Source organism: Paraplanobispora siamensis, from assembly GCF_016863175.1.
GTDB classification, from domain to species: domain Bacteria; phylum Actinomycetota; class Actinomycetes; order Streptosporangiales; family Streptosporangiaceae; genus Planobispora; species Planobispora siamensis.
This window is the reverse complement of sequence record NZ_BOOJ01000108.1, coordinates 1-11,383: the sequence shown is the minus strand read 5'-3', so window position 1 is coordinate 11,383 and position 11,383 is coordinate 1. Positions and strand designations below refer to the sequence as shown.

The 11,383-nt window shown below is 70.9% G+C and carries 9 protein-coding genes; 7 read left to right on the top strand and 2 right to left on the bottom strand.

Annotated features, from left to right (window positions below; translation table 11 throughout):
• Window positions 1-129: 129 nt before the first annotated feature.
• On the top strand, window positions 130-2,280 hold the full coding sequence (locus Psi01_RS42340; RefSeq protein ID WP_204069857.1) for a sensor histidine kinase: 2,151 nt from the start codon (window positions 130-132) through the stop codon (window positions 2,278-2,280).
• Between the two features lie 88 nt (window positions 2,281-2,368).
• On the opposite strand, the gene Psi01_RS42335 is transcribed toward Psi01_RS42340, so the two are convergent.
• The gene (locus tag Psi01_RS42335; RefSeq protein ID WP_204069856.1) at window positions 2,369-2,980 is read right to left on the bottom strand and encodes a response regulator transcription factor; all 612 of its coding nucleotides are present in this window, start codon (window positions 2,978-2,980) and stop codon (window positions 2,369-2,371) included.
• A gap of 97 nt (window positions 2,981-3,077) precedes the next feature.
• On the opposite strand from Psi01_RS42335, the gene Psi01_RS42330 reads away from it, so the two are divergent.
• Together Psi01_RS42330 and Psi01_RS42325 are read left to right on the top strand one after the other, a co-directional pair.
• The gene (locus Psi01_RS42330) at window positions 3,078-3,809 is read left to right on the top strand and encodes an ABC transporter ATP-binding protein (protein ID WP_204069855.1); all 732 of its coding nucleotides are present in this window, start codon (window positions 3,078-3,080) and stop codon (window positions 3,807-3,809) included.
• Entirely contained in the window at window positions 3,809-6,238 is a 2,430-nt protein-coding gene (locus tag Psi01_RS42325) for an ABC transporter permease (protein ID WP_204069858.1), read from the top strand. Before Psi01_RS42330 ends, Psi01_RS42325 begins: the two co-directional genes overlap by 1 nt.
• A 526-nt stretch (window positions 6,239-6,764) precedes the next feature.
• On the opposite strand, the gene Psi01_RS42320 is transcribed toward Psi01_RS42325, so the two are convergent.
• Window positions 6,765-7,718 (bottom strand): hypothetical protein, encoded by a 954-nt coding sequence (locus Psi01_RS42320; protein ID WP_204069854.1) that lies wholly within the window; start codon window positions 7,716-7,718, stop codon window positions 6,765-6,767.
• An 894-nt stretch (window positions 7,719-8,612) separates the two neighbouring features.
• Between Psi01_RS42320 and Psi01_RS42315 the strand changes: the two genes are divergently transcribed.
• From Psi01_RS42315 to Psi01_RS42300, 4 genes are all read left to right on the top strand, one after another.
• The gene (locus Psi01_RS42315; protein ID WP_204069853.1) at window positions 8,613-9,014 is read left to right on the top strand and encodes an STAS domain-containing protein; all 402 of its coding nucleotides are present in this window, start codon (window positions 8,613-8,615) and stop codon (window positions 9,012-9,014) included.
• 189 nt (window positions 9,015-9,203) lie between these two features.
• Window positions 9,204-9,893, top strand: a complete 690-nt coding sequence (locus Psi01_RS42310) for a tyrosine-type recombinase/integrase (RefSeq protein ID WP_204069852.1) — start codon at window positions 9,204-9,206, stop codon at window positions 9,891-9,893.
• 512 nt (window positions 9,894-10,405) lie between these two features.
• Window positions 10,406-10,726 carry a hypothetical protein gene (locus Psi01_RS42305; protein ID WP_204069851.1) on the top strand — a complete coding sequence of 107 codons (321 nt, stop codon included), beginning with the start codon at window positions 10,406-10,408 and terminating at the stop codon, window positions 10,724-10,726.
• On the top strand, window positions 10,726-11,367 hold the full coding sequence (locus Psi01_RS42300; RefSeq protein WP_239128443.1) for a nucleotidyl transferase AbiEii/AbiGii toxin family protein: 642 nt from the start codon (window positions 10,726-10,728) through the stop codon (window positions 11,365-11,367). Before Psi01_RS42305 ends, Psi01_RS42300 begins: the two co-directional genes overlap by 1 nt.
• Window positions 11,368-11,383: the final 16 nt, after the last annotated feature.

The window sequence follows — 11,383 nt, the reverse complement described above, 5'->3', positions numbered from 1 at the left end:
GGGGGAGCGCGTCTGGCCCGGGTCGCATTTTGATCGGCGGGTGTGAGCGGGTGGTGCGACCTTGGGCGGAGGCGGATGTCCGACCGTGGGCAGACGCCGCATGATCGGTTGAAGCGATAGCTTCGCGTCATGCAGTGGCGGCGGATCGTCCGTGAGGCGCCCTACCTGGCCCGGGGGATCGTCCTCGCCGTTCTGGGCGCGTTCGCGAGTGTGTACCTGCTGGCCGGGGTGCCGATCGCGATCGTCGTGTTCGCGCTGCAGCTCGTTCACGTCCTTCCGGCGCTCAGGCGGTTCCGGGGGCCGATGCTGTTCGCCGTACAGGCCGGAGCCGGGTTCTGGGGCGTTCTCGCCTCCGGCGCGTCCGTCGGCATGCTCGGCTTCCTGGCCGGGTCACTGCTGCTGTCGCCGCTGTGGTCGCTCGCTCCGGCGGTCGCCGTGGCGGCGGCGGTTATCGGCTCCGTCCGGTACGGCGAAGCGTCCGCCACGGCCGACGCCACGATCACGATGGTCCTGATCGCGCTGGTGGTCTACGGGCTGACCCGGCTCACCGAGCGGGTCGACCAGCTGCACTCGGCCAGGCTCGCCCTCGCCGTGTCCGCCGTCGCCGAGGAGCGGCTGCGCATCGCCGCCGAACTGAGCGACGGTCTCGGGCGAGGCCTCGCCATGATCGCCGAAGGCGGCAGGCGCGCCCTGGCCGAGCCGGAACGCACGGCCGAGATCCTCGGACAGGTCGCGGGCACGGCACGGCGCGCCCTGGCCGAGGCGCGGGCCGCCGCCTCCGGGTACCGCGCCATGTCCCTGGCGCCCGAGATCACCACCGCCCGCGCGATGCTGGCGGCCGCGGGCGTGACCGCGCACGTGCGCGTCGGCCACGCCGAACCGCTGGGGCCCGCGGGCGCACTGCTCGCGGCCGTGCTCCGGGAGGCGGTGACCGAGGTCGTACGGCGCGGCACAGCGACGACGTGCGAGATCGAGACCGGCACGTCCGAGGGCGGAGTCCGGCTCCGCGTCTCCAACGACGGAGCCAGGACCGCGGAGGACGAGAGCCTGGGCGACCTTCCCGGCCGGGTCGCCGAGGCGGGCGGATCGCTCACGACGGGCCTGTCCTCCACCGGCCGTTTCACCGTCTCCGCCGTGCTTCCCGGCACCGGATCCGCTCCGTCGCTCCCGCCGGACGACCGGCACGCCTCCGTTCTCTCCTCCACCCTGCTGGCCGTCGTCCTGGCCGGGTTCAGCGCCAAGGCGCTGCTCCAGCTCCCGGCGGGCTCGCTGCTCCCGGCGGCCGCCTGTCTCGGGTCGATCCTCCTCCTGCAGCTCCGCCTGGTGTCCGGCCGCCACCTGCGGTCACTGGCGGTCATGGCCCTGCTCACCTATCTCCCGATCCCCGCCTTCGGCGCGGTCTGGCTGGGCGTCGCCGGTTTCCTCTCCGGTCCGCTCCTGCTGGCCTTCCCCGCGGTGCTCGCCTGGCCGCTCGTCGCCTCCGTGACGGCGAGTGCCGCGGTCATCGGCGTCGCCCTCGGGCTGGAGCCCGCCGTGACGGTGAACTACACCGTGAGCACGCTGGTGACCGGCCTGGTCGTCCACGGGCTCCTCCGCCTGGCCCTGCTGGTGAAAGAGATCCAGGCGATCAAGGAGGAGCTGGCCCGCTCCGCGGTGGTCGAGGAGCGCCTGCGCGCCGCCCGGGACCTGCACGACCTGCTCGGCCACAGCATGGCGGCGATCCTCCTCAAGTGCGAGCTGGCCAGGAGGCTCGACCCCGTCCGGGCCCGCGTCGAGATCGAGGACGTGCTCGAGATGGTGGAGAAGGCCGAGGCCGACATGCGCTCCGTCTCCGGGGAACGGCACGAGATGTCGCTGGCCGTCGAGACGGAGTCGGCGCGGTCGCTCCTGGGCGCCGCCGGCATCGATGTCACGGTCGAGCTGGGCCACGGCCGGGTCACCGCGGAGGTCGAGACCGTGCTGAGCACGGTGCTGCGTGAGGCGGTGACCAACGTGCTCCGGCACAGCGCCGCACGCTGCTGCACGATCGCGACGGACTGCGAGCGGGGCGAGGTACGGCTCCGCCTGCGCAACGACGGCGTGCGCCCGGCCGCGGTTCCCGCCGAGGGCCCCGCCCCGGACCGGACCGCGGGGCGCCGCGGCTCGGCGGGAGTCGGCAACCTGACCACGCGGCTGGCCGCCCTCGGCGGCAGTCTCGCCACCACCCGCGACGGCGAGCGGTTCGAGATCGAGGCCCGTGTCCCCACCGCATCCCTCGCGATGTCCGTACCCGCCGGCTGAGGCTACCCGCGCCTCGGACGGCAAGGCGCCGCGGTCCCTCCCCGGCGGCCCCGCCCCCGGGAGGCCGGGCTGTGTGGGCGCGGTGTGATCAGATCCAGCCCGCCTCTCTCGCGATGCGCACGGCGTCGACCCGGTTGCGGGCGTTGAGCTTGGCGACGATCGCGGTGATGTAGTTGCGCACGGTCCCCGCGCTCAGGAAGAGACGCCCGGCGATCTCGGCGGCGTCGATCCCCTCGGCCACCAGCCGGAGCACGTCGGCCTCGCGGGGAGTGAGCGGGTTGTCCGCCAGATCCCAGGCCGTCACCGCCAGCGAGGGGTCGAGCACCCGCTCGCCGCCGGCCACCGCGCGGATGGCGGCCACCAGTTCCTCCGGCGGTGCGGTCTTCAGCAGGAACCCGTCCACCTGCGCGCCGAGCGCCCGGCGGAGATGGCCCGGCTTGCCGTACCCGGTGAGGATGAGCGTCCGGCAGGCGGGCAGTCGCGAGCGGAGCTCCCCCGCGGCGGCGAGACCGTCGAGCGCGCCGCCGGGCATGTCGATGTCGAGCACCGCGACGTCGGGCCGGTGCAGGAGCGCGGCGGGCACCACGGCGTCGCCCGACTCGACGGCGGCGACGACCTCCAGGTCCTCCTCCAGGCCCAGCAGCGCCGCCAGGGCGCCCCGGACGACGTACTGGTCCTCGGCCAACAGCACACGGATCACGGGACATGTCTACCAGTGCCCGGATCATGACGATGTCATGATCCGCCGGTGATCACATCTCTGGCCCAGGGGACCGCAGACCAGCAGGCTGGCAGGCATGACAGACGTGGTGCGTTTGGACGCGGTGAGCAAGGTGTACGGCACGGGCCAGGGTGCGGTGGCGGCCCTGCGCGAGGTGACGGCGGGCATCCCGCAGGGGAGCTTCACCGCGGTGATGGGACCGTCGGGGTCGGGGAAGAGCACGTTTCTGCACTGCGCGGCCGGGCTGGACTCACCGTCCTCGGGCTCGGTACGGCTGGGCGGCACCGAGCTGACCGGGATGGACGAGACGCGGCTGACGAAGCTGCGCAGGCGGCGGATCGGATTCGTGTTCCAGGCGTTCAACCTGGTGCCCTCGCTGACCGTGGCCGAGAACATCACGTTGCCGCTCCGGCTCTCGGGCAAGCGGGTGGATCGGGCCTGGTTCCGCGAGATCGTCTCGCGGGTCGGCCTGGACGGGCGGACCGGGCACCGGCCCGCCCAGCTCTCCGGCGGGCAGCAGCAGCGGGTGGCCATCGCCCGGGCGCTGGTGATCCGGCCCGAGGTGGTCTTCGGCGACGAGCCCACCGGCGCGCTCGACACGATGACCGCCCGTGACGTGCTGAGGCTGCTCCGCGAGGTGGTGGACGGCATGGGCCAGACCGTGGTGATGGTCACCCACGACCCGGTGGCGGCCTCCTACGCCGACACCGTCCTGTTCCTGGCCGACGGCCGGATCGTGGACGCGATGACCGCGCCGACCTCCGACCGGGTGGCCGAGCGGATGACCAGACTGGGAGCGTGGGCGTAATGATCTTCTTCGCGTTGCGGGCGATCCGGCACCGCAAGGCCGGCTTCGCGGGCGCCTTCATCGCCCTGATGTGCGCGGCGGCCCTGGTCTGCGCCTGCGGGATGCTGCTGGAGACCGGGTTGCGCGGCGGCGTCGCCCCCGAGCGCTACGCGGGCGCCCCGATGCTCGTCGCGGGCGACCGGTACGTCCGCGAGACGATCCGCAAGTCGGAGGAGAAGACCAAGACGAAGGCCAAGGCCCTGTCGGAGCGCCGGTGGATCCCCGCCTCCCTCGCCGGGGAGCTGGGCCGGCTCCCCGGGGTCGAGCGGGTCGTCACCGAGGTGACGTTCCCCGTCCTGGTCGCGGGCCGGTCCTTCTGGGGGCACGGCTGGGAGTCGGCCCCGCTCACCCCGTTCACCCTGCGCGCCGGACGCGCGCCCAGGGACGGGAACGAACTGGTGGCGGACGCGCGGGCGGGGCTGGACGTGGGCGCCGAGGTGACCGTGGAGTCATCGGCGGGATCACGGGTCTACCGGGTGACGGGCCTCACGGCCGAGGCCCTGCCCAGCCAGGACACGCTGTTCTTCGCCGCCTCCGAGGCCCGCCGCCTGGCCGGCCGCCCCGGTCTGGTCAGCGCGATCGGCGTCTTCCCCCGGTCCGGCGCACCTCGGATCGATCTGACCCCGGTGCTCGGCGGTGCGGTCGTCCACACCGGCGACGAGCGCGGCGCGGCCGAGTTCCTCGACGCGGAGCAGGCACGGCTGAAGCTGATCAGCATGGGCGGCGCCCTCGGCGGTACCGCGCTGCTGGTCGCGGTCCTCGTCGTGGTCGGCACGTTCGCGCTCTCCGTCCAGCAGCGCCATCGGGAGCTCGCCCTGCTGAGAGCGGTCGCGGCGACACCCCGGCAGGTACGTCGGCTGCTCGGCGGCGAGGCGCTCGTGCTCGGCGTCGTCGCCGGAATCCTGGGGTCCGCTCTGGGAGTCGGCCTGGGGTTCTGGCTGCGCTCCCGGTTCGTCGCGCTGGGTGTGATGCCGGAGAACCTGCGGCTCGTGGTGAGCCCGTTCCCGGTACTCGCCGCGCTCGCGGCGACCGTCCTGGCCGCCCGGACCGCCGCGCGCGTCTCCGCCCGCCGTACCGCCCGCATCCGCCCGGTCGAGGCTCTCGGTGAGGCGGCGATGCCGACCGCGCGCCTGCCCCGGGGACGGATGCTCGCCGGGCTGTTGTGCGCCGCGGGTGGCGCCGTGCTGACGTCGGTGCTGTCGGGGCTGTCCACCGAGGCGGCGTCCGGCCCGGTGACGATGCTGACCGCACTGGTGTGGACGGTCGCGGTCGCCCTGCTCGGCCCGGTGATCGCCCGGGTGGTCGTCGCGCTGCTCGGAGTGGTACTGCGCGCCTCCCGGGTGAGCGGGTACCTCGCCGCCGCGAACCTGCGGGCCGGATCGCACCGGCTGGCCTTGGTGATCACTCCGCTCAGCCTGATGGTCGCGATGACGTGCACGATCCTGTTCGTGCAGACCACGATGGGGCACGCCGCCCAGGAGGAGGTGGCGGCGGGCGACCGCGCCGACTACGTGCTCGGCACGCGGGTTTCCTCCGCCGCGGCCGAGGCCGTACGCGGGGTGCCGGGCGTGGAGGCGGTCACCGAGGTGCTGCACACCTCGGTCCGGGTCGGCCTGGAGAAGTACGGCGCGCAGGCCGTCACGCCCGCGGGGCTCTCGCTGACGCTCGACCCCGGGGTGGTCGCCGGGTCGCTGCATGAGCTCGGCCCGGCGACGGTCGCCGTCAGCCGCACCGCCGCATCCCGCCTCGGAGTGTCGGTCGGCTCGCCGCTCCGGCTCACCCTCGGCGACGGCACTCCCGTGACGCTCCGCGTCGTCGCCCTCTACGAGCGGGGTCTCGGGTACGGCGAGCTCCTCCTGGCGCACGAACTGGTGCGTACGCGCGTGGACGACCCGTTCTCCACCGCCCTGGTCTCGGCGCCGTCGCTCTCCCGCGCGGCCCTGGAGCGGGCGGTGCCCGGCGTCGCGGTGCTCGACAGGGCCCGGGCCGCCGCGGCGGGAACGCCGACCGCCGAGGTCAACTACGTGACGATGGGTCTGATCATCGCGTTCACTGCGATCGCCGCGGTCAACACGCTGGCGATGTCCGCCTCGGACCGCTCCCGCGAGTTCGCCCTGCTCCGTCTCGTCGGCACCACGCGCCGGCAGGTGCTGCGGATGGCCCGTCTGGAGACGCTGACCGCGGTGCTGGTCTCGGTGGCCGTCGGCACAGTGATCTCGCTGGTCACGCTCACGGCCTTCAGCCTGGGCATGACCGGTTCGGCCCGGCCGCACGTACCGCCGTCGGCCTACCTGGCCCTGGTCGCCTCGGTGGCCGCCCTGACCCTGACCGCCACCGCCCTTCCCGTGCGGTTCGTCCTCCGTACCCGCCCCGCCGAGGCGATCTCCTGATCTGCGGATCCGGTTGGGATGAGACGGGATACGTCTTCACCAGCCGCGACGGGGCTCCGGTGGCGCCGGACTACCTCGGGGTCCGCTTCCGAGGCTGGTAGCGGCCAGCGGGCTGCCGCCGGCGCGGCTGCACGACCTGCACCACGGCGCGGACGATCCGCAACGGGCGGCGGGCTCGCATGACCCAGCTGTGACCCAGGCATGTCCCAGGTCGTGACCGCGGGTTCTCCCGGTCGGGAGAACCCGCAAGCCAGGGTGGTAGGGCGCCTGGGACTCGAACCCAGAACCTACGGATTAAAAGGGTTCATCGCAGGCCAGAGGCTATGGGCGGTCCATCCTGAACGGCTGTGAACGGCCCTGGACTGCAACGGGGACTGCAACCGAGGCGAGGCTCAGCAGAAAGATGGTCCTCGGGCCTCCGTGCCTTGGGGCTGTCACCTGGTACGGCCACGGTATCCCGGTGGGCCGGCGTGGTGCCGGTCTCATCGTGTTCCGCGACAGCGGCCGGATCGCTGTCAGTGCGTCGTCACTGGAAGTGTTCCGGCTCGTCGTCTGCCGGGCGTTGCGATGTGGCCTGCTCATCGCTGTCGATCGTGCGTTGCCAGCGGGCTTGGATATCCGATAGACGCTGGGCCATCTGCTCGACCCGGTGGTGGGCCGCCACAGCGTCATGGTGGGCCTGTTCGCCTCGCCGGACGGCCTCTTCGGCCTGTTGCCGCATGTCGTGCACTGCCCGGTTGCGCTGGCTGGTCCGGGCGCTGCTGGGGAGGTCGTCGTGGGCGATCTCATCGCGCCATGGCGGCTGGCGCTGCTGGTCTTCGACGATGGCCTGTTCGCGATCGGCCTGGGCCGCCAGCCGGTCGGCTTGAGCAGCGGTCCGATCGTCTGCACTTGCCTGACGGTCGCGTTGCGCCTGCAGCCGATCCTGCTGGGCCGCGGCTGCGTCCGTCTGGGCCGCCGTCTGATCTTTGCGCATCTGTATCCAGGCGTTGCGCAGCGCGGCGCGGTCCCACTGGTTGTGCTCGCGGTCGACGGCGCGTAGCTGTCGGCTCAGCGCCTGTGCCTGTGAATCGGTGTCGGCTGGGCAGTCAGTCTCCCCGGCCGCCCGGTCGCGCTGTTCGGCCGCCCACAGCATGTCATGGAAGTCACGATCGGTGGCATCGGTCGCATCCTGGGCCCGCTGCTGCTCCTGGTGGCGTGTCACGGCGGCCTCGTCACGGCGGGCTGCCTCATCGTCGCGCCGGCGGGCGGCCAGATCGCGCTGCGCGGCGGCCTCATCCCGGGCGAAGGCCGCCTCTGTGTGAGCGTGGGTGCTTTCCTGCGGTGGGACCGGTCGGCCGTTGCGGCGGGCCGGGTCAAGGCGCTCGCGCATCACCGCGGCTATGCGCTGGGCATCGGCGGCCAGCGGATCATTCTCCAGTCGGCCGGCCATCGCTTCCAATAGCGTCGCGATCGCGTGAGTCTCTTGCTCGTCGAACATCGTTGCGACCTCCCGCGGGGAAACACCATCACCGACGGTATGCCCGGCAAGCCAAGCGTAAATGGCTGCGTCGCAAGAACTAGAGCACCGGGTAGATCAGCACGGTTGTCCGGTGGTATCGCCGTGGCCTGGGTCTTGTCCCTTTGATCGATCCCGGTGTTTTCGCTGGCTCTGCACATCGGGCGCCCCGATTGTGTCCTGCGCGGACACGCACGGCTTCCCCTGACTGATCGTCCCGTCTGCCTCGTCCCATCCGTAGGACAGCGGGCCGGCGACGGAGGATCACGCCCGTCTTCGCGTGTGCCTCGACCGGCCGCCGTTCCTCGATCATCGGACGCCGGCGAGCACAGACGGGCTTGAGCCGCAAGAGCCGGGCTGCCGGGCTGCTGGGCTGTGCCTGGGACGCGGCAGGCGAGACGATCAGGCTCCCCCTCAGCCGGCTACGATCCTCGGGCCGGCAAGTGCGATCATCCCGGAGCTGAGGCCCCCGCCGGAGGCTGCATAGGGGTTGTTGCGGTCACGCTGCCGATGGAACCATCGACGGATGAACGATGGCTGCTGTCCGACCTGTATGGCGGTCTGGGCGCTGGTGGCGAGAGCGCGGGCGGAGTCGGCGAAGGAACTGGCGCACACGGCAAGCCTGATGGCGGCCAAGGCTGCGATGCGGGGTGTTGAGCTGCAAGAGAGGCGCGAGAGGCTGGCGGAGCGGGCAGCTCATTTCGAGGCGCGTCGACAGCAATCCCAACAGTGGACTGACGGGCAGGCGCGGTAGGCAAAGCTGCCTACGGCCGCCGCGTGGGGATGTGACATGGCCGGGGTGGGTATTGCCGTCTTTTGCAACTTAGGCTTTACCCGACAGGACAGCAGTGCCGGTAGGGGAGGGACGGTGGGGTTGTGGTGCCTCCGGATGACACGGCCTTTGAAGTCGTTCTCGGAGAACCCGGTGAGTGCACGGTGGTCCACATTCATGGGGCGTTCGACTGGGTCACGTCTCCGCCGTTGAAGGCCAATGTGGAGCGCCTGTGGGATTCCCTGCGCGGCGGATGCTTGGTTCTGGACCTGGGTCCGATGAGTTTTTGCGACTCCACGGGGGTCGGTACGTTGATCGAGCTGCTCAACGGGTGCCGGGAGCGTGGTGTTCGCCTGGTGCTGGCAGCTCCTCCGGCGTATCTGCGGGGCATGCTGACCACGACCGGTCTGATCGAGCTGTTTGAGGTAACTGAGACCGTGGAGCAGGCCTTACAGGGTTCGGCCGGCGGGGAGGCCGGCGCCGGTCATCCGTCGCCATCGCGTTGACGCCTGAGCGAGGGCGCGGATCCCGCCTGGGCTGCGGCGTGGCTCCCGTATGGCGAGTGGTTGGGTACGGCGCGGCCGGCGGACGCTGGACGGCCCGAGTGCGGTCCCGGCTGACCGGCCCCCAGGCCGCATGCGCGGCCGGGGGCCGCGACGTAGGGCCGCGGCGCCGCCCTTGATGAGATCGCGCCGATGCGGGTCAGTCAGCTCACGCTCGACAGCACGTATCGGCCGAAAGCGGAGTGGTGGATCATTCCCCGGCTCGGGGCGCACCGGCTGGATCGACTCCGGCCGGAGCACCTGGACGCCTTCTATGCCGGGCTGGTCAAGGAGACCCTGGCGCCCAACACGATCGTGCAGATTCACCGGATCTCGTCGCGGGCGCTCAAGCTCGCTGTCCGGCGGGAACTGATCGGGCGCAACGTCTGTCAGATGATCGACGCGCCGATCGGTGAGGACAAGGAGATAGAGCCGCTGCTGCGTGAGGAGGCGCAAGCCATCCTCGACGTGGTCAAGGAGCGCCGCAACGGCACTCGCTGGTCGATGGCCCTGGCGCTCGTCAAGCCGAAGGGCAAGGGCAGACGGTCGATCGCCCTGCCGCCACCGCCGGTGAAGCTCCTCAAGCTCCACCGCGAGACCCAAGACGCCGAACGCGAGGCGGCCGGGGACAAGTGGCAGAGCTGGGACCTGGCGTGGTGCATGCCGGACGGCACTCCGATCGATGCCGGCGACGACTGGGACGAGTGGAAGGCGATCCTCGACCTCGCCGACATCGACAAGGACGCCCGCGTCCACGACGCGCGCCACACGGCGGCAACGCTCCTGCTGGAACAGGGGTGGACATCCGGGTGGTGCAGGCGGTGCTCGGCCATTCGCAGCTGACCACGACCAAGCGCTACACCCACATCACGGAGACCCTGGCCAGTGAGGCGGCGGCGCGGATGGGCCGGGCGTTGTGGGATGACTGAGTGCCACGGGACCGCAACGACTGCAACTGAAAAACGCAACCGGGCAGGCTTCCCGATCATGGAGATCAGGAGTCCTGCCCAGTCCATTGGGGTAGGGCGCCTGGGACTCGAACCCAGAACCTACGGATTAAAAGCCGACGGGTTCACTGTCGTCCGGTGCCGCGCCGTGCCGCCTGATGACGTCCTGTCCAAGGCCGTCCTTTTTGTCCTGTCGGATGATGTTGTCGCGTGCCGCGCCGTACCGCGACACACGAGCAACCACCGAGCAAACATGGGCCCTTGACCGTTGTCCGGGTCCCAGCTGGTTCGGGCGACCTTCACGGTGCGGTCATCGGCGTCGGTCACCGTATCCAATGGTCTGTCCGGTGCGGTGTGATGTTGCATCATCGAAGGGTGTGGCTCTGGCGGAAATGTCACACTGGAGACATGGACAGGGCACTGAACTACGCGAACATCCGTCCGTACGCGGTTCCCCATTCTCTGGAGGAACTGGCCGGGCCTGCGGACGGGATCGTCACGCTGCCCGGCTGGCTGGACTGGAGCCCGCGGCGTTCCTACAACCTGTCCGATCCGGCGGCGCTGCGGGTGATGTATGAGCAGGTCATCCAGGAGGGCCGAGAGCAGGATCTCACGGCGTATCTGAATGCCGATCTGCTGGCTCGCGTCTGGCCTGCTCTGATCTTGCCGGTGCGGGTCCGCCGGCTGTGGGAGTCGCGGTTCATCGGGCTGCGTGATCGGGCCGCGTGATGGACCCTTTCCATCGGAGGCTGATCGAGATCGGTCTCAGTGTCGCCGATCAGTACGGCTTCGCGCTGGCCGGTGGGTACGCGGTACAGGCGTACGGGATCGTGGAGCGGCCGAGCGAGGACGTCGATCTGTTCGGTGCGCTGGACATGGACTGCCCGGCGGCGGCGGATCATGTGGCCGGGGCGTACCGTGTGGCCGGGTACCAGGCTGAGATCTTGCAGAGCACCGATCGGTATGTCCGGATGTGGATCTCTGAACGTGGCACAGGTCATGGCTGCAAGGTCGAGGTCGTCGCGGACGTGCGCTTTCAGCCGCCGGTGCGGATGGAGATGGGCCCGGTCCTTCATCCTGACGACGTTGCGGCAGGGAAGACCGAGGCGTTGTTCAACCGCGCGCTCGCGCGTGACTTCATCGATGTGGACGCGCTCGTGGAGTCCGGCCGGTACACGCACGATCAGCTTCTGGAGTTGGCCGCTCGCCGGGATGCCGGGTTCGATCGGGAGGTGTTCGCGGAGATGCTGGCGTATGTGCGTCGCCGTACCGATGAGGAGTTCGTCGTATACGGCGTCGACGCGGCCAGGGCTGAAGCACTCAGGGAGCGTTTCGGTGCATGGGAGAAGGAGTTGCGGAAGGGCGAATGATCGCTTTCCGGGTTGT

Coding starts and splice junctions, on each gene's coding strand:
- Psi01_RS42330 (WP_204069855.1), top strand. CDS start 3,078: ATGACAGACGTGGTGCGTTTGGACGCGGTGAGCAAGGTGTACGGCACG.
- Psi01_RS42305 (WP_204069851.1), top strand. CDS start 10,406: ATGGACAGGGCACTGAACTACGCGAACATCCGTCCGTACGCGGTTCCC.
- Psi01_RS42340 (WP_204069857.1), top strand. CDS start 130: ATGCAGTGGCGGCGGATCGTCCGTGAGGCGCCCTACCTGGCCCGGGGG.
- Psi01_RS42325 (WP_204069858.1), top strand. CDS start 3,809: ATGATCTTCTTCGCGTTGCGGGCGATCCGGCACCGCAAGGCCGGCTTC.
- Psi01_RS42300 (WP_239128443.1), top strand. CDS start 10,726: ATGGACCCTTTCCATCGGAGGCTGATCGAGATCGGTCTCAGTGTCGCC.
- Psi01_RS42310 (WP_204069852.1), top strand. CDS start 9,204: ATGCGGGTCAGTCAGCTCACGCTCGACAGCACGTATCGGCCGAAAGCG.
- Psi01_RS42320 (WP_204069854.1), bottom strand. CDS start 7,718: ATGTTCGACGAGCAAGAGACTCACGCGATCGCGACGCTATTGGAAGCG.